Origin of the sequence: Metabacillus endolithicus, assembly GCF_023078335.1 — a bacterium.
GTDB lineage: Bacteria > Bacillota > Bacilli > Bacillales > Bacillaceae > Metabacillus > Metabacillus endolithicus.
In genome coordinates, this window is the sequence record NZ_CP095550.1 from 1,855,602 (window position 1) to 1,873,504 (window position 17,903).

The 17,903-nt window shown below is 38.5% G+C and carries 15 protein-coding genes and 4 pseudogenes; 1 reads left to right on the plus strand and 18 read right to left on the minus strand.

Features of this window, described 5'->3' with window-relative positions; genetic code table 11:
- Positions 1–27 precede the first annotated feature (27 nt).
- The 6 genes and pseudogenes from whiA to MVE64_RS09860 all read right to left on the minus strand — a co-directional run bounded on the left by whiA (position 28) and on the right by MVE64_RS09860 (position 6,438).
- Complete coding sequence (gene whiA / locus MVE64_RS09835) at positions 28–978, minus strand: DNA-binding protein WhiA (RefSeq protein WP_098797862.1); 951 nt, start codon at positions 976–978, stop codon at positions 28–30.
- A 32-nt stretch (positions 979–1,010) separates the two neighbouring features.
- A pseudogene (locus MVE64_RS09840) lies at positions 1,011–1,970 on the minus strand (gluconeogenesis factor YvcK family protein).
- A 2-nt stretch (positions 1,971–1,972) separates the two neighbouring features.
- On the minus strand, positions 1,973–2,866 hold the full coding sequence (rapZ, locus tag MVE64_RS09845) for an RNase adapter RapZ (RefSeq protein WP_247346037.1): 894 nt from the start codon (positions 2,864–2,866) through the stop codon (positions 1,973–1,975).
- A 90-nt stretch (positions 2,867–2,956) separates the two neighbouring features.
- Positions 2,957–3,424, minus strand: a complete 468-nt coding sequence (locus MVE64_RS09850) for an 8-oxo-dGTP diphosphatase (protein ID WP_098797864.1) — start codon at positions 3,422–3,424, stop codon at positions 2,957–2,959.
- 379 nt (positions 3,425–3,803) lie between these two features.
- A complete protein-coding gene (gene trxB / locus MVE64_RS09855; RefSeq protein ID WP_098797865.1) occupies positions 3,804–4,754 on the minus strand; it encodes a thioredoxin-disulfide reductase in 951 nt (316 codons plus the stop codon).
- 235 nt (positions 4,755–4,989) lie between these two features.
- Positions 4,990–6,438: a tetratricopeptide repeat protein gene (locus MVE64_RS09860; RefSeq protein ID WP_247346040.1), complete on the minus strand. Its 1,449-nt coding sequence runs from the start codon at positions 6,436–6,438 to the stop codon at positions 4,990–4,992.
- 157 nt (positions 6,439–6,595) lie between these two features.
- Here MVE64_RS09860 and MVE64_RS09865 point away from each other — a divergent pair, with 157 nt between their 5' ends.
- Positions 6,596–7,609, plus strand: coding sequence for a DUF3231 family protein (locus tag MVE64_RS09865; protein WP_247346042.1), 1,014 nt, complete (start codon positions 6,596–6,598; stop codon positions 7,607–7,609).
- A 30-nt stretch (positions 7,610–7,639) separates the two neighbouring features.
- Here the strand turns inward: MVE64_RS09865 and hisIE are convergent, their stop codons facing one another.
- The 12 genes and pseudogenes from hisIE to lgt all read right to left on the minus strand — a co-directional run bounded on the left by hisIE (position 7,640) and on the right by lgt (position 17,868).
- Positions 7,640–8,257: a bifunctional phosphoribosyl-AMP cyclohydrolase/phosphoribosyl-ATP diphosphatase HisIE gene (hisIE, locus tag MVE64_RS09870; RefSeq protein WP_247346045.1), complete on the minus strand. Its 618-nt coding sequence runs from the start codon at positions 8,255–8,257 to the stop codon at positions 7,640–7,642.
- Positions 8,254–9,012, minus strand: a complete 759-nt coding sequence (gene hisF / locus MVE64_RS09875) for an imidazole glycerol phosphate synthase subunit HisF (RefSeq protein WP_247346047.1) — start codon at positions 9,010–9,012, stop codon at positions 8,254–8,256. The genes hisIE and hisF overlap by 4 nt, the downstream gene beginning before the upstream one ends.
- A complete protein-coding gene (hisA, locus tag MVE64_RS09880; protein WP_247346050.1) occupies positions 9,009–9,746 on the minus strand; it encodes a 1-(5-phosphoribosyl)-5-[(5-phosphoribosylamino)methylideneamino]imidazole-4-carboxamide isomerase in 738 nt (245 codons plus the stop codon). The genes hisF and hisA overlap by 4 nt, the downstream gene beginning before the upstream one ends.
- A pseudogene (hisH, locus tag MVE64_RS09885) lies at positions 9,743–10,370 on the minus strand (imidazole glycerol phosphate synthase subunit HisH). Before hisH ends, hisA begins: the two are co-directional and overlap by 4 nt.
- Positions 10,371–10,372: 2 nt before the next feature.
- The gene (gene hisB, locus MVE64_RS09890) at positions 10,373–10,963 is read right to left on the minus strand and encodes an imidazoleglycerol-phosphate dehydratase HisB (protein ID WP_247346053.1); all 591 of its coding nucleotides are present in this window, start codon (positions 10,961–10,963) and stop codon (positions 10,373–10,375) included.
- A 15-nt stretch (positions 10,964–10,978) separates the two neighbouring features.
- Positions 10,979–12,247 (minus strand): histidinol dehydrogenase, encoded by a 1,269-nt coding sequence (gene hisD, locus MVE64_RS09895; RefSeq protein ID WP_247346055.1) that lies wholly within the window; start codon positions 12,245–12,247, stop codon positions 10,979–10,981.
- 4 nt (positions 12,248–12,251) lie between these two features.
- Positions 12,252–12,881: an ATP phosphoribosyltransferase gene (gene hisG, locus MVE64_RS09900; RefSeq protein ID WP_247346058.1), complete on the minus strand. Its 630-nt coding sequence runs from the start codon at positions 12,879–12,881 to the stop codon at positions 12,252–12,254.
- 1 nt (position 12,882) lies between these two features.
- On the minus strand, positions 12,883–14,049 hold the full coding sequence (locus MVE64_RS09905; protein WP_379052037.1) for an ATP phosphoribosyltransferase regulatory subunit: 1,167 nt from the start codon (positions 14,047–14,049) through the stop codon (positions 12,883–12,885).
- An 865-nt stretch (positions 14,050–14,914) separates the two neighbouring features.
- A complete protein-coding gene (locus MVE64_RS09910) occupies positions 14,915–15,439 on the minus strand; it encodes an acyltransferase (RefSeq protein ID WP_247346059.1) in 525 nt (174 codons plus the stop codon).
- A gap of 1 nt (position 15,440) precedes the next feature.
- A complete protein-coding gene (gene ppaX / locus MVE64_RS09915; RefSeq protein ID WP_247346060.1) occupies positions 15,441–16,082 on the minus strand; it encodes a pyrophosphatase PpaX in 642 nt (213 codons plus the stop codon).
- A pseudogene (locus MVE64_RS09920) lies at positions 16,072–17,020 on the minus strand (nucleoside recognition domain-containing protein). Before MVE64_RS09920 ends, ppaX begins: the two are co-directional and overlap by 11 nt.
- Positions 17,021–17,050: 30 nt before the next feature.
- A pseudogene (gene lgt / locus MVE64_RS09925) lies at positions 17,051–17,868 on the minus strand (prolipoprotein diacylglyceryl transferase).
- Positions 17,869–17,903 lie beyond the last annotated feature (35 nt).

Consider the following 17,903-nt stretch of genomic DNA (forward strand, 5'->3'; position numbering starts at 1 on the left):
CTCTTCTCTTCTTTAATTTTTTTATTTTTATTTTAATGAAAACGGTTGACCAGTTCTTAATTGCTCAGCTATTTGATCTAGCTTACGTAGTCGATGATTGATACCCGATTTGCTAATGGTACCACTAGATACCATTTCACCTAGCTCTTTTAACGTGACATCTTGATATTCAACTCTCAGCTTGGCGATTTCTCTTAGTTTATCCGGTAAAGCATCTAAGCCTATTTTATCATCAATAAAGCGAATATTCTCTACCTGTCTTAGTGCGGCACCAATTGTTTTGTTAAGATTAGCTGTTTCACAGTTCACCAGACGATTCACCGAGTTTCTCATGTCTCGAACAATGCGGACATCTTCAAATCGAAGCAGTGCTTGATGGGCACCAATGACATTTAAAAACTCTGTGATTTTTTCTGCTTCTTTTAAATACGTGATAAAGCCTTTTTTACGCTCTAACGTTTTGCTATTCAAATCAAATGTATTCATTAACTCACAAAGAGAATCGTTATGCTCTTTATATAGTGAGAAAATTTCAAGGTGATAGGATGAGGTTTCCGGGTTATTAACGGAGCCTCCAGCAAGAAATGCACCTCTTATATAAGAGCGTTTGCAACATTTCTTTTTCACAAGATCTTCAGAAATTCTATGATAGAAGGTAAATCCTTCATCTAAGATGTCAAGATCTTCTAATATCGACTTGGCTTCTTCAACAAGTCTTACAATATAAACATTGTTTTTCTTCAAACGCATTTTCTTTCGAACAAGAAGCTCAACTGATACTTGATATTGCTTTTTTAACAAAGTATAAATCCTTCTGGCAATCGCTGCATTTTCTGTTTGAATATCTAAAACCAGCATTTTGTTTGAAAATGACAGCGATCCATTCATTCGAATTAAAGCTGATAACTCAGCTCGTAAGCAGCATGGTTTTAGTTCTAGATTCGTTAATTCTTTTTTCGTTTCAGATGCAAATGACAACTCTGCACCCCATTCTTTACCTGGAACCCGTGTTAGTCTTCTTGAAGAATTCCATATAATAGCTTTGCAACTTTATTTGTGTCATGTCGAATGACACTATTCTCATAACAAACAATATTGTCTGTTATCACTTCAAGACCTAGTGATTTTAACCTTTCAATATCATAATGAACAGGCTTCGCAAGCTCCTCTTCATATAATGACTTTATGTTCTCAGGTATTTCTTCTTCATTTACGAGAATGGTATCAATAAATGATTCATTCATATGCTCATACAATGCTTTCACATGGTCACTTGCAGAATAATTTAATGTTTCTCCTGCCTGTGTCATCACATTACAGATGTATACCTTTTTCGCTTTTGCTTTGCAAACTTCTTCTCCTATTTTCGGTACAAGAAGATTCGGTAAGATACTTGTGTACAAGCTGCCTGGACCAATGACAATTAAATCAGCTTCTCTGATCACATCAATTGTTTCAGGAAGAGGCTCAATTTCGGTAGAATTTCAAAAACACCTTTTAATTCTTTTACCTGAGAAAGGAATTTTTGATTCTCCTGATACAATTGTACCATCTTCCATTTCTGCGTTTAACACAACACTAGAATTAGCAGCTGGTAAAACTTTTCCTCGTACATTTAAGACTGTACTCATTTCTTTAATTGCATGAACAAAATCACCAGTAATGTTCGTCATAGCAGCTAAAATGAGATTCCCTAAGGAATGGCCAATGAGATTATTCCCTTTATTAAAGCGATGTTGAAATAGCTCTTCAACGAGTGGTTCAACATCAGATAAAGCAGCTAATACATTTCGGATATCTCCAGGAGGTGGAATATTTAACTCATTTCGGAGCCTGCCCGAGCTCCCGCCATCATCAGCAACAGTCACAATGGCCGTAATATCAACAGGAAAGTGCTTTAACCCTCTTAATAAAACGGATAAACCTGTACCGCCCCCGATAATCACAACTTTAGGCAAATGTTCTGTCATCCTTAGTGATTCTTTCTCTTCTCAATATCTCGGTGTGAGACTTGAGTATGATAGTCTTGGTGAAAATGCTTTGCAAGATATTCAGCGAGTGTTACTGAGCGATGTTGACCTCCTGTACAACCAATCGCAATAACAATTTGACTTTTTCCTTCACGTTTATAATAAGGCAGCATGAATGTGAGCAAATCTATAAGCTTTTCAAGAAACTTTTGTGTTTCATTCCACTTTAACACGTATGAAGAAACCTCTTCCTGCAAGCCCGTTTTTGGCCTCATATGATCTATATAATGAGGATTTGGTAAGAAACGAACATCAAAGACAAGATCAGCATCGATTGGGATTCCATATTTAAATCCAAATGATGTTACATTCACGGTAAACGTGTGTTGAACACTTGATGAAAATTGCTTAAGGATTTTTTCACGTAACTCTCTTGGCTTTAAATCTGATGTATCATAGATTAATTGAGCTCTACCCTTCATCTCTTCTAACAGTTCTCGCTCTATGCCAATCCCTTCTAATGGAAGACCTTTAGAAGCTAACGGATGTGAGCGTCTTGTTTCTTTATATCTTGTGACAAGAGTAGAGTCTTTCGCATCAAGGAATAAAATATGGGGTGTTACCCATGAGTTTTCCGGTAAATCATCAAGTGCTTTGAACAAACTATCGAAAAACTCTCTTCCACGAAGATCCATAACTAATGCGACTTTATTCATTTTAGAGCCTGATTCTTTCATTAACTCCAAAAACTTTGGTAATAGGGTTGGTGGCAAGTTGTCCACACAGAAGTAACCTAAGTCTTCAAAACTTTGAATAGCAACTGTTTTTCCTGCGCCAGACATACCGGTAATAATTACCATTTGCACATCCTGCTGCTCGTTTTGCTCGACAGTCATTCCATCTCTCCTCCTCTCGTTTCTCCTGCTACATGTAACGTATCATAATTTTATTCATTCTTTGTAAATATTGTAAGAAAATATGCCGGTTTATTGTGGATCCAAACGATAAGATAGTAGTTCAAAATCTGGAGTATATGTAAAGGTCCCGTAAAGCATTCCTGTACCTTTCATCACATAATCCAGGATGTGGTGGTCTCCAGGTGCCATCGGTAACTCCTGAACCGCTTCTTTATCATGCCATTTAATTGTTCCTTCTTCTGATTCTCCTACATTCGTTCCTTGATAATCAGTCGCTAAGAAGGTAAACATCATCCATTCTGAAACAATATCTTTTCCGTCTTGTATGATGAACGTAAAAATACCTTTTAATTGAGGGTTTTTTATATAGATTCCTGTTTCTTCCCTATATTCACGTGTGACAGTATCCTTTACAGATTCTCCCAATTCCATTTTCCCACCGGGAGCTACCCACCAACCTCTTCTAGGCTTTTGTAGGAGAAGAACCTTGTTTCCTTCCATTAAGACGCAGTTGGTTACTCTTTGCAAATTCTTCACCTCTATTATTCACATGACATTGGAATTTTCCTCATTTTATCTCGAACTTTACTTTTGTTTATTATACTATGTTCAAATTATCTATACAACGAACACGATTAGCTTTTCAATTGGTAAAAAAAGAGGAATTTACTATATGTATATACGGATAAGATGGAAATCTGTTTCATTTTTTTAAAAAGAAATAAAAACAGGTTGAAGAACAAAAAAAGGGAGCACGGGAAAGGGCGCCCATGCTCGAAATTAAGTCTATTTATAAAAGGGGGTCAATTACTATTTATATAGTACCTCATAATTGTTTCACTCATGTTACAGGAGAGTTAAAACACAATTACGAAATTGTTAACCACCTTTCGACATTCTTTTACGTTTGAAATAATTATTTACTTACTTTAAGCTTTTCAACAAGTTCTTCTACATAGTGTTGAGCACTTTGAGCCGCAATACTACCGTCACCTGTAGCTGTCACAATTTGACGGAGCATTTTTTCACGGATATCTCCAGCTGCAAAAATCCCCTCAACTCTTGTTTCCATACGGTCATTTGTTTCAATATAGCCCATATCATTCGTAATCCCAAGGCTTTCAAACGGCTTTGATAATGGAACCATTCCGATATAGATGAACACACCATCTGTTTTGAATTCTTGCTCTTCTCCATTTTGTGTGTTCACTAAGGTCACTTTGCCAACCTTGCCGTCTACATCATGAATTTCTTTTACTGTATGATTCCAGATAAAATCAATCTTTTCATTATCAAATGCACGTTGCTGAAGAATTTTTTGCGCTCTTAATTCATCACGACGGTGAACAATTGTAACCTTTGAAGCGAATCGAGTTAAATAAACACCCTCTTCTACTGCTGAATCACCGCCACCAACAACAACTAATTCTTTTCCTTTAAAGAAAGCACCATCACAAACCGCGCAATAAGATACGCCACGTCCACCTAATTCTTTCTCTCCAGGAACACCGATTTTTTTGTATTCTGCACCTGTTGCAATAATGATGCTTCTTGTTTTATATTCTTTTTTCCCAGCTTTTACTGTTTTGTATTCTTCACCATCAATAATTTCCTGTATATCACCGTACGCATATTCTGCACCAAATTTTTTTGCATGATCAAACATTTTTGTTGATAATTCAGGTCCTAATATATGATCAAAGCCCGGATAGTTTTCAACTTCCTCTGTATTTGCCATCTGGCCTCCCGGTATTCCACGCTCAATCATTAACGTTGATAAATTCGCACGAGACGTATAAACAGCAGCTGTCATTCCAGCGGGACCTGCTCCTGCAATGATAACGTCATAAATTTTTTCTTCTGACACGTTGTTCACTCCTTAAAATGACCTTTACTTTGATTATCTGCCAATACGAGAAGACACATACACCCTTTTACTACCGTCTTCATCATTTTGCCTTATAGACATCGTATAAAATATAGTGAAATCATGCCATATTTTTGCTCATTTATGGAGCGCAAAGGGAATGTATTGATTTTCATGAACATAATTCCTTATATTCCCAACAAAAAACCCGCCCTCTCTCGGGCAGGTTTTATCATTAAGCTAAAATACTTTTCACAAGCTTTACATACTTTCCTACAGACGATACCGATGTGCCATACTCAGAAGCAATAACAGTTTGTGTAATTGCCTGGTTCGCTTGGCTTCTCCATACATAGTCCAGAGCAGCAGCCCAGCCTTGATAGTTTTTTAGCGAGTAATTTTGTTTATAAGCTTTCATTAAAATACGGAATGAGAACAAAAATAATTCATCATGCTCGGAATGAACGAATAAAGACTCTGCTATTTGATAGAGAGACGAGACCTGATCATATGAATCAAAATGTTTAGATAAAGCTAGTTTGATGAACTCTTTTTCCAGCTGTGATTGTGGGACAGCTGATGATTGATATTCATGTAGTTGATCGAGATTTTTTGTTTGTATGGCCAAGAAAATCGCGTATAGGCGCTCTTCTAGTGTCATATTGCTCACTCGCTGATTTGAATCAGCGTTTAAATTCCACGGCTCTGAGCCTGCTTTATCTTTGTTTTCCTTTAATACTCGCTCCCACATTTGCTCAGAGAATGATACATTTCCTGTAAAATAAGCTGCATATGACAGCCAATAGTAGAATACTTCATCACCTTCGTAGCCTTGTTTGTGTAGTGAACGAAGCCATTTGTATGCTAAAGGATAATAACCAACTAAAGCGAATGTTGCCCCCAATTTATAGCGATGCTCAAATAAAAGCGGGTGTACAGTCGATAGAGTATTTGCAAGCTCCTCAACCTTGTCATCCTGGCGTTCATAATAATAGAATACTAAAAGATTACAATAAGCATGTAAATTGCCTGGATTCCGTTCAAGGACAGTTTGAAGGTACTCTTTAGCTTTTTCCACTTCTCCAACATAAAAATAGGCTAAAGATAAGTTGTTGTGTGCCGACCAAAATTCAGGGTATTCAGCAACAATTTCCTCAAGAAGTAAAATCGCTTCTTCAAACTGACTTGTTTCAAGTAATGATTTTGCCGCATCCTGTTTTAAAATTAAATCATCAGGATCTTTTAAAAATGGCTCTTCATCATCATCTTCCATCGTTAAAAGATCAATAAGATCTTCATTTTCTTCAGTAAACTCACCATATGGCTCTTTATTTGCATATTCAGTCGCACACTTGTAGGCTTCCTGAAACAGTCCAAGATGTGCGTAATTATTTGCCATTAAATAATGACATTCCGTCATATCCTGATCAAGCTCTTCAAGTATGTGTGAAAGCAATTCATTTGATTGGCTGTATTTCCCCATATCTGTATAGATGGCTGCTAGCTGAGACAGCTTCATTGAGTCATTCGGATCTAACTCAATGCTCTTCTGTAAATATTTACTTGCCTTTTGATAGTTATATTCACGGTAAGCCTTGAGGCCCTTATTATAGTAATATTGTCCATCTTGGAGAAACGGGACAACCTGTGCTCTTTTTTGTTGTTTGCTCAATTGTCTTCCCACTGAGATCCTCCATTTCATTAAATTCCCGTACGTAAGTATACCATAAGTTTATATTTCTAAATAGATATTTATTAAGCCCTTTCTCACATTTAACAAATTACAAATATTTACACTTTGTTTGTTCATACTAGTACTAACAAACAAGGAGGATCGGACTATGGATAAAATGGAACATCATATCGACTTAACATCAGCGGAGCTTGCAGCACTGTGGACGTCCTATATGACAGAGAGTGCATCCAATCCAATATTGAAGTATTTCAGCAAAATTGTCGTAGATGAAGAAATAACACAGGTGATTAACTTTACTTTACAAAAGTCAACTGAACACCTTTCTACATTAAAAGAAATTTTTAATAAAGAGAACTACCCAATTCCCATTGGCTTTTCTGATGAAGATGTTAACTTTGATGCGCCGAGATTATATTCTGATACGTACATGCTTTACTTTATTCGCAACTTGGGTAAAGCTGGAATTGCTGCAGATGGAATGGCATTTTCTACGTCAGCAAGAAAAGACATTAGGGACTTATATTTTCACTATTTAATTGAAGCTGCTAAGGTTGAGGATGCAGCAAAAGAAGTCATGCTCTCTAAAGGACTCTTTATTCGTCCTCCATATATTGCAACACCAGATCACCCAGATATAGTCAAAAAACAAAATTTCTTACGTGGCTGGTTTGGTGATCGGAGAACATTAACTGCAGATGAAATTGCACATATTTTCATGAATCACACAAATAATGCAAATGGAAAGGCATTATTAATTGGTTTTGCCCAAACTGCAGGTTCTGAGGAATTAAGAAATCATTTTGTAAGGGGAATAGATTTAGCAAAATCAATCATGGAATCTTTAAGTCAACTACTAGAAGAAAGCACACTCCCCTCCCCTATGACATGGGATACGGAGGTAACTGATTCGACCATTTCCCCTTTTTCGGATAAATTGATGCTATTTCATGTTATGTCATTAAACGGAATAGGCATAGGGAATATTGGTGGCTCACTTGCTTTATCATTAAGACGTGATATAGCAGCCAAATATTTCAAAATGATAAAAGACATTGGATTATATGCTGAGGACGGTGTAAATATCATGATTAAGAACGGATGGTTTGAGAGACCACCTCAGGCTATTGATCGAGAATTCCTATCTAAAAAAAAGACTTAAAGGCAATCGGTATTTCGATTGCCTTTAAGTTTATTTTGTATGTCGTTCCTCTAATACTTTCAATACTTCATCTAAAGGTAACTTCTGCTCTCGTAATAAAACCATTAAGTGAAATAGCAGATCAGCCACTTCCCATTTCAACTCATCATGGTCGCGGTTTTTAGAAGCAATAATCACTTCCCCTGCTTCTTCCCCAACCTTCTTCAAAATTTTATCTACACCTTCAGTAAATAAGTAAGTTGTATACGAACCTTCTGGAAGCTCACTTTCACGTTCAGCAATTAATTTTTCTAGCGTATTTAAAATCTCGAAGCGATCTTGTGCAGGTGATACTTCTTGTTTATCAATTGTTTCACTAAAACATGTGTAGGCACCTGTATGACATGCTGGACCTTGAGGCTGAACAAGAACAAGTATTGCATCTTGATCACAATCATATCTCATTTCAACCACTTTTTGTATATTCCCAGACGTTGCACCTTTGTGCCAAAGCTCTTGTCTAGAACGGCTGTAAAACCAAGTTTCTTTCGTATCCAACGTTTTTTGTAACGATTCTTCATTCATATAAGCAAGTGTTAACACTTCTTTACTTGCCGCGTCCTGTACGATCGCCGGAACCAAGCCATTTTGGTCAAATTTAACGTTCATCGTACATTCACCCCCTGTTGATCTAAGTATGCTTTTACTTCTTTAACCGACGTTTCTTTGTAATGAAAAATGGAAGCAGCTAGAGCAGCATCTGCTTTTCCTTCTTGAAAAGCATGTAAAAAGTGGTCAGCATTTCCAGCTCCACCTGACGCAATAACTGGAACAGTGACTGCTTCACTAACCGCTTTATTTAGGGCGATATTAAATCCGCTTTTTTCTCCATCACTGTCCATGCTTGTAAGAAGAATTTCCCCGGCACCACGTTTCACAGCTTCTTTTGCCCATTCCACAACTTCCCAATCAGTTGCATTACGGCCACCATGAGTAAACACTCTCCAACTGCCTAACTCTTCATCATATTTCGCATCAATTGCGACAACGATACATTGAGAGCCAAAGAAACCTGCTCCCTCTGTAATAAGCTCCGGATTTACTAAAGCAGCTGTGTTTAAAGAAACCTTATCTGCACCTGCACGAAGAATTCTTTTCATATCTTCAAGTGAGTTAATTCCTCCACCTACTGTAAAAGGAATTGCTAGCTGAGCAGCAACCTGTTCTACAACATCGACCATTGTTTTTCGACCTTCATGAGAGGCAGAAATGTCTAAGAAAACTAACTCATCTGCCCCTTCTTGATCATAAAACTTCGCAAGCTCAACTGGGTCACCTGCGTCTCTTAGTCCTAAAAACTGAATTCCTTTTACAACTCGTCCTTCTTTTACATCTAAGCATGGTATGATTCGTTTTGTAATCATGATTGTTTTCCTACCTTTAAAGCATCCGCAAGAGAAAACTGATTTGTATATAGCGCCTTTCCTACAATCGCACCCGCAACACCTTCTTGCTGATATTCAGCAAGAGTCTCTAAATCTTTTAATGAGCTTACCCCACCAGAAGCAATTACTTCTTTTCCTGTTGCTTTTGCCATTTCAACGACCGCTTCCACATTAGGTCCAGAAAGCATTCCGTCTGTTGCGATATCTGTAAAAATAAACACCTCAGCACCTGCAGCAGCAAGCTCTTTTCCAAGATCTGTTGCTTTCACATTTGATGTATTCAACCAGCCCTCTGTTGACACATAACCATCTTTCGCATCAATACCAATTGCGATTTTTTCTCCATATGTAGCGAGCATTTTTTTCACGAAATCAGGATTAGAAATTGCCGCACTACCTAAAATCACTCGGTCAACTCCGTTTGAAAGGTAAAACTCTACATCTTCCTCCGTACGAATGCCGCCGCCAATTTGAATTTTAGCTGATAGTTTCGTAGCTGCATCTATTACATGCTGATGGTTAACAAGCTTACCTGCTTTTGCTCCATCTAAATCTACCATGTGAATCCAGCTTGCTCCCTGATCGTCAAACGTCTTCGCCATATCAAAAGGAGAATCACCATAGACTGTTTCCTTGTTATAGTCACCTTGAAGCAATCGTACGCATTTGCCGCCGCGCATATCAATTGCCGGATAAATAATAAATTGGCTCATCGTTTTTCTCCCTCCACAATGTTGATGTAATTTTCTAGAATGGCCAAGCCAAGCTCACTGCTTTTTTCCGGATGGAATTGCGTTCCATACACATTACCACGTCCAACAACAGCCGGTACCTCTACCATAGCTTGCCGTCGCTAACAATGTGTCTTGATCTGCTGCATCCACATAATAAGAATGAACAAAATAAGCATAACCACTTGAAAGACCTGCAAGTAACGGACTTTCATTATTCATATTTAAGTTGTTCCAGCCCATATGTGGCACTTTAAGTTGCTCACCGCCTGCTAACTCAGGTATTCTAACTACTTTACCAGGTAGGAAAGCAAGACCCTTCGCTTCCCCATTCTCAATACTTTCCTCAAAAAGTAACTGCATGCCTAAACAAATACCTAACAAAGGTTTGCCTTCTTCTACAACTTTTTGAATAAAGCTTGTTAAGCCTGTTTCGTTTAAAATGGACATTGCATCTTTAAAAGAACCTACTCCAGGTAAAATGTAGCCGTCAGCTTTAGCCAGTTCCTTTTCATCACTTGAAAGAATATAGTCAGCATTCATACGCTCCAACGCTTTACTTACGCTGTATAAATTACCCATTCCATAATCAATAATCGCGATCATGCTTATAACATCCCTTTCGTTGAAGGAAGTACCCCTTCCATACGTGGGTCAATACTTGTTGCCTCATCCAATGCTCTTGCTAATGCTTTAAAAATCGCTTCAATAATATGGTGTGTGTTATGACCGTAGTGAACAATCACATGTAAATTCATGCGTGCCTCAAGAGCCAGCTTCCATAAAAATTCATGAACATTTTCTGTATCGAATGTGCCGACTTTAGGACTTGGCAGTTCAGCGCGAAACTCAAGATGTGGACGATTACTCAAGTCAACTACAACCTGTGCTAACGTCTCATCCATTGGCACAAATGCATTTCCGTAACGCTTAATTCCGCGTTTATCGCCTAATGCCTCACGCAACGCGTTACCAAGGCAAATGCCGATATCTTCTGTTGTGTGGTGATCGTCAATTTCAACGTCTCCATTTGCATTTATCGTTAAATCAAATTGCCCGTGCTTTGTAAAAAGATCAAGCATATGATCCATGAATGGCACATCTGTTTTAAGAGATGATTGACCTGTTCCATCTATATTAAAAGACAGTGAAATTTGCGTTTCTTTTGTTTGACGTTCAATCGAAGCTGTTCTTGTCATATTCATTTCTCCTCCTTATTTAAGTCGTTCTTCCATTGCGCGGGCATGTGCTTCTAAACCTTCTAAGCGTGCTAGCTTTGCAACTTTTGAATAGTTATTTAAAAATGCTTTTTCACTATAAGAAATGATGCTTGATTTTTTCATAAAATCATCAACATTTAATGGACTTGAAAAACGTGCCGTACCATTCGTTGGCAACACATGGTTCGGACCTGCGAAATAATCACCAACTGGCTCAGAGCTATATCGGCCAAGGAAAATGGCTCCAGCGTGGCGAATATCATTTAAGCTTGCCAAAGGATTCTCCGTTAACACTTCAAGATGCTCAGGGGCAAGCTCATTAACAACCGCAATGGCTGTTTCCAAATCATCCGCAACATAAATATGACCGTATGCTTCAACTGATGCCTTCGCAATTTCCTTTCTAGGAAGAGTTTCTACTTGCTTTTTCACTTCCGCTTTCACTTCTTCAGCCTGCTTCATTGATGTTGTGACAAGGATACTAGATGAATTTTTATCATGCTCAGCCTGTGACAGGAGATCTGCTGCAATTTCGTTTGGTTTAGCTGTTTCATCTGCTAATACCACAATTTCACTTGGACCTGCAATCATGTCGATATCAACAATGCCGAACACTTCACGCTTCGCAAGAGCAACAAAAATATTACCAGGACCCATAATCTTATCAACTGCCGCAATCGTTTCCGTTCCATACGCTAACGCAGCAATTGCCTGTGCGCCACCAACTTTGTATATTTCAGCGATGCCAAGCTCCTTCGCCGCAACTAAGACGCCAGCTGGTAGTGTTCCCTGCTCATTTGGTGGAGACGTAATCACAATTCTTTTCACCCCGGCAACTTGCGCTGGAATGACGTTCATTAACACAGAAGATGGATAGGCCGCTGTCCCACCTGGTACATACACCCCGACTGCATCAAGAGCTGTAATTTTCTGTCCAAGCATCGTGCCGTTATCATCATAACTGATCCAAGATTCTCTTTTTTGCTTTTCATGAAAGGCACGAATATTAGCTGCAGCTTCACGAATAATTTCAACTAGTTCTTCATCAAGTGTTTCATATGCAGCTGTAAATTCCTCTTCGGTTACTTTAAGATTAGACAAGTTAACGCGATCAAATTTTTCGGTGTAAGAAAAAAGAGCTGAATCTCCTTCTCCACGAACTGTCGAAATAATTGATTGAACAATTTTACGTTGATCCTCTGTTCCCGTATCAATCGTTCTTCTCAGTGATACTTTTTTGTCTGTAATTTGAGTAATCTTCATTCTCTTATCCTCCAATTACTTTCGATAGACGTTCCACCAGCTCATCAATCGGTTCATCCTTCATACGATAGCTCACCGGATTTACGATAAGACGTGATGTAATATGGCAAATATGCTCAAGCTCCACTAAGCCATTTTCTTTTAAAGTTCGTCCTGTTGAAACGATGTCAACAATTCGGTCAGCTAAGCCTATTAAAGGGGCAAGCTCAATTGAACCATTTAGTTTAATAATTTCAACCTGCTCACCTTGCTCACGGAAATAGCTTGAAGCGACTTTTGGATATTTTGTTGCTACTTTTGGAGCAACATCTGATAGTTTGGCATTCGGAAGACCCGCAACAGCTAAGTAGCATTCGCTAATCTTCAGATCCAACACCTCATACACGTCACGATCTTCCTCAAGCATAACGTCCTTTCCAGCAATTCCAACGTCAGCCACACCGTGCTCAACATATGTGACAACATCCATTGGCTTAGCCAAGATAAAGCGAATATTCTCATTTGGAACATCTAAAATTAATTTTCTTGATTCATCAAACTCAGGAGGAAGCTGATAATCTGCTTTACGAAGCATATCTGCTGCCTCTTCAAAAATTCTTCCCTTTGGCATCGCAATCGTTAACACTTGACTCATCCTACAGCTCCTCCTTTCTTGATCCGATAAAATAGCTTACTTCTTCAAATTTCTTTGTATAAGCATCAACATCTTTAATGCCTGTGATATCCTGCATCACCACTCGTTTGCCATCTTCACGTAGTTCTGTTGCAAACGAAATCGCTTCTGCACGTCGTTCTTGGCTATAAATCACACATTGAAGCTTAGCCTCTTCTGTTTCATTAAGTGCTTCAATCAATCGATCAAGGTGAAGACCAAAACCTGTTGCTGGCGCAGCACGATTAAATTTCTCGAATAAGTGGTCATAACGTCCTCCATTTCCGATGATAAAACCAACATTGTCCGCATACACCTCAAATAAAACACCAGTATAATAGCTCATATGACTCACAATATTTAAATCTAACTTTAAGTAGTCTGTTACCTGATATGCTTCAAGCGCATTCCATAATTGAGAAACTTCTTCTAATGAACTTCGTGCTTCTTGAGAGGTAACAAGCTCCTTCGCCTCATCTACCTTCTCGATCCCACCACGTAATTTTAGTAATGTAAATAAACGTTCTTTATCAATTGATGATAATGGCAAGCCCTTCACATGCTCACGATAGCCAACATAATTTTTCTCATAAAGAAAACGTCTTAACACGTCTGCACGTTCTTGATTGCCAAGCACCTCTTTGAATAAGGCATTGGCATACCCAATATGACCAATTGCAATTTTAAAGTTCTTAAGTCCTGCTTTCTTTAAAACAGAAATCATTAAAGCAATCGCTTCAGCATCTGCGCTCGTAGTACCGTCACCAATTAATTCAACACCCACTTGTTCAAACTCAGCCGGGCGACCACCTTCGTTTTGCTGTGCACGGAAAACATTGGCAGAGTAAGCAAGGCGTTGCGGATAAAGATTATTAAATAATTTTGATGCAGCCACACGTGCAATTGGTGCTGTCACATCCGGACGCAGCACTAAAGTATGACCTTGTTGATCTAACAATTTAAAAAGCTGCTGATCTAAAATCGCAGACTGAACTCCGACTGTTTCGTAATATTCAAGAGTTGGTGTTTCAATAAATTCAAAACCCCAAGCTTCTATTTCATTCGTCATCGCACGACGAGTCTTCTTCTTCACTTCATATAAATTTGGTAATGTATCAACCATTCCAAGCGGTTTTTCAAACATAAACATAAGAGTCTGTACCCCCGTCATTGATTACTATCATTAATTTTCAGAATCCTTTACTTCGCTAATATGCTAATATACTACCAAAGTGAAGGAACTTTTTCAAGGAAATCATTCTTATTTTGGATATAAAAGGCTTTTGATTTCACGCGCTATTCTGACTTTTTTAGTTAAACAAACGTTTAATTAAATGGTAATAGAGTGGTGAAATGCCTGCGGTGTTGCTTATTTATTGGATTTAAATTTTATGAATGTCATTTCTAGGCTTACTGTTCTTGGTTTGGTTTTCATCGCGCTGATGAAGACCATTTCTCGAAACTTGCAGCTCCTGGTTTGGTCTTCATCGAACTTATGAAGACCATTTCTCGTGCTTACCACTCTTGGTTTGGTCTTCATCGAACTTATGAAGACCATTTCTCGTGCTTGCTACTCTTGGTTTGGTCTTCATCGAACTTATGAAGACCATTTCTCGTGCTTGCTACTCTTGGTTTGGTCTTCATCGAACTTATGAAGACCATTTCTCGTGCTTGATACTCTTGGTTTGGTCTTCATCGAACTTATGAAGACCATTTCTCGTGCTTGATACTCTTGGTTTGGTCTTCATCGACCTTATGAAGACCATTTCTCGTGCTGCTACTCTTGGTTTGGTCTTGATCGACCTTATGAAGACCATTTCTCGTGCTTGATACTCTTGGTTTGGTCTTCATCGACCTTATGAAGACCATTTGTTGTGCTTGCTACTCTTGGTTTGGTCTTCATCACCCTTATGAACGACACTACCAACACTTGCACCAACTATTTTGTCGTTCATCACACCCACAACAACACTCCAAAAGCTTGTCCACACCCCTACCTTAAAAAGAAAAGACTACTAGTCATGACTAGCAGCCTCTCCTCCCCTGTTTGCCAGCTCTTCTTTTGTATAGATGATTCTCATGGGGTTACCGCCGACAAATGCTCCTGCTGGGACATCTTTGTGAACAAGAGTTCCTGCTGAAACAATGGCCCCATCCCCGATGATCACACCTGGTAATATCGTTGAGTTAGCGCCAATTAGTACTTCGCTGCCAATTTCAACATCGCCGAGGCGGTATTCATTAATCAAATATTCATGAGCTAAAATCGTGGTATTATAGCCAATTACCGTGTTTCGACCAACCGAGATTTTTTCTGGGAACATCACATCAAGCATGACCATAAGGGCGAATGATGTTTGATCGCCAACCTTCATCCGCAAAAAAGTGCGGTACAGCCAATTTTTCATTCCTAAAAACGGGGTATACCTCGCAAGCTGAATCACAATAAAGTTTTTAACAACCTTCCAAAATGGCACGGTTTTATATACATGCCATAATGAATTTGCTCCTGTGACAGGATAACGTGTTGTTCTTCTCACCTTATTCCACTCCGACTATTGGTAATAGATCACTCATTGTTTCAAGTAAGTAATCGGGATTGTGGCTGCTAATGTAGTCTCTTCCTTTAATGCTCCACGCAACTCCCGCTGTTTTAGTGCCAGCATTTTTACCTGCCTCTACATCATGGTGATTATCTCCGACCATAATGGCTTCCTCAGGCTTTGATCCTAACTGCTCCAATGCTTTTAGAACTGGCTCTGGATGTGGTTTTGCATTTTCAACATCATCAAGCGTGACAACTACATCAAAAAACTGATCAAGCTTTGTTAATGTTAAGCCCATATTCACGGTGGCACGAATTTTTGTTGTGACAATACCTAGCTTAAAACCTTTTTCCTTCAATGTTTTTACTGTTTCAAAAACGGTCTCATACTCTTTTACAAGAACATCATGCTGTTCATGATTAAATTTGCGGTACACCTTCACCATTTCTTCCACTTTTTCAGCGTTAATGCTATTGAATGTATCATAAAGAGTTGGTCCTATAAACGGTAACACATCTTCTCTTTTATATTGATCCGGGTAATACCAATGTAAAGTATGGAGAAAGGATTCAATGATTAATTCGTTTGTATTGATTAATGTTCCATCTAAATCGAATAAGAGTGTATTAATTTTCATATGTCGCTTCCTTTCTTCTTGGTGCTGCTTCAAGTTTACGCCAAATTGCGGCAACTGTTATTGTTAAAATAATCGCTACTGATAAACGAATAGCTAGCAATGGCCAAACTGGAATGCCAAGTGGAATAAAGATTAATGTATCCTCAACAACAGCATGACAGGCTACTAGAAAAATAAAGGCTAATGTTAAATCTTTATAGCTAACACCATCTTCTTTTACCGCCTGAATCATCACACCTGCTCCATATGCTAAGCCAATTGTAAGACCTGCTACTAATGTCATCGATGTGTTTTCTTTCATCCCAAGCATGCGGGTAACAGGAGCCATCCATCTTGTAAATACCTTTAATAAACCTAAGTCTTTCATATATTGAATCACAATCATTAGCGGAATAACGATAAGTGCTAGTTGAACAACACCTAAAGCTGCCTTTTGTAAAGCTAATCCGATAATTTCCAGCCAACCATTTGGAGCTGCAGCTGTTTGACTAACAAATCCGTACTGAGCCATCTCACTTCCACCTTGCCAAACAAGGTTAATGATGATAGCAGAGCTAAAGGCAAGACCAAGCCTGACAAGCAAGATAATCCAAAGCTTCAACCCAACCTTAGCCGCAACAGATGATTCCACTAATAGATTGTGTGAAAATGATAGCATGGTGGCTAGTATAAATACTTCTTTTACACTTAAATCTAAAGAGAGAATTGCCCCAATTCCAGCATAAAGATTTAGGAAATTTCCGATAACCAATGGAATGGCCGCTTCTCCCGAAAGCCTCGAAGATCCCCATTAGAGGTGAAATAAGCTGAACAATCCAATCAAGGATTGGCGTATACTGCAGCAAGCTCACGACTAATGTAATGGGAAAAATAACCTTTCCCAGTGTCCAAGTGGTTTGTAAGCCTGATTGCAGACCGGTTTTAAAGCTTTTCCCCATTTCAACCCTCTCCCTTGATGTTTACAAAACTTATTGACTCGTATCTAAATATCTTTCTTTAGAATAGCCTTTTATTCGTCTGAAGATGATAATACCCACAGCAACAGCAACAAGTACAATTGAAATAACTTGCGCAATTCTTAACGTTTCTGTCAGCATTAAACTGTCAGTTCGAAGTCCTTCAACAAAAAATCTCCCTATTGAATACCAAATCACATATGTTAAGAAAAGTTCCCCGCGTCTGAAATTCGCTTTTCTTAGTAGCATTAATCCGATAAATCCAGCAAGATTCCATAATGATTCATATAAGAAAGTTGGGTGATAATATTGCCCATTAATATACATTTGGTTCACAATGAAATCTGGTAAAAACAATCCTTCTAGAAATTCTCTTGTGACAGGTCCACCATGTGCTTCTTGATTCATAAAATTACCCCAGCGTCCAATTGCCTGCCCAAGAATAATACTCGGTGCTGCAATATCAGCTAGCTTCCAGAACGAAAGCTTTTTCACTTTGGCATAAACCGCTCCAGTTATAATTGCTGCGATTAATCCACCATGAATGGCTAGACCGCCATTCCAGATTTTTATAATATCGCCCGGGTTTTGAGAATAATAATCCCATTGAAAAATAACATAATAGGCTCTTGCTCCTAAAATGGCAATTGGAATCGCAAACAGAACAAGATCAACAAATGTGTCTTTATGCAGCCGCGTCGTTCACTTTCTCTTACAGCAATAAGTAAGGCAAGCAATGCTCCCAAGCCGATAATCACACCGTACCAATGTACTTGAATCGGACCTAATTCAATTGCTATCGGGTTAAGTGGCTTAATACTTTCTTCCATTTCTTCAACTCCCTGCATATGTAGTTTCTATGTAT

Coding starts and splice junctions, on each gene's coding strand:
- rapZ (WP_247346037.1), bottom strand. CDS start 2,866: ATGACTGTCGAGCAAAACGAGCAGCAGGATGTGCAAATGGTAATTATT.
- MVE64_RS09865 (WP_247346042.1), top strand. CDS start 6,596: ATGGATAAAATGGAACATCATATCGACTTAACATCAGCGGAGCTTGCA.
- hisIE (WP_247346045.1), bottom strand. CDS start 8,257: ATGAACGTTAAATTTGACCAAAATGGCTTGGTTCCGGCGATCGTACAG.
- hisF (WP_247346047.1), bottom strand. CDS start 9,012: ATGATTACAAAACGAATCATACCATGCTTAGATGTAAAAGAAGGACGA.
- hisA (WP_247346050.1), bottom strand. CDS start 9,746: ATGAGCCAATTTATTATTTATCCGGCAATTGATATGCGCGGCGGCAAA.
- hisB (WP_247346053.1), bottom strand. CDS start 10,963: ATGACAAGAACAGCTTCGATTGAACGTCAAACAAAAGAAACGCAAATT.
- hisD (WP_247346055.1), bottom strand. CDS start 12,247: ATGAAGATTACTCAAATTACAGACAAAAAAGTATCACTGAGAAGAACG.
- hisG (WP_247346058.1), bottom strand. CDS start 12,881: ATGAGTCAAGTGTTAACGATTGCGATGCCAAAGGGAAGAATTTTTGAA.
- MVE64_RS09905 (WP_379052037.1), bottom strand. CDS start 14,049: ATGTTTATGTTTGAAAAACCGCTTGGAATGGTTGATACATTACCAAAT.
- ppaX (WP_247346060.1), bottom strand. CDS start 16,082: ATGAAAATTAATACACTCTTATTCGATTTAGATGGAACATTAATCAAT.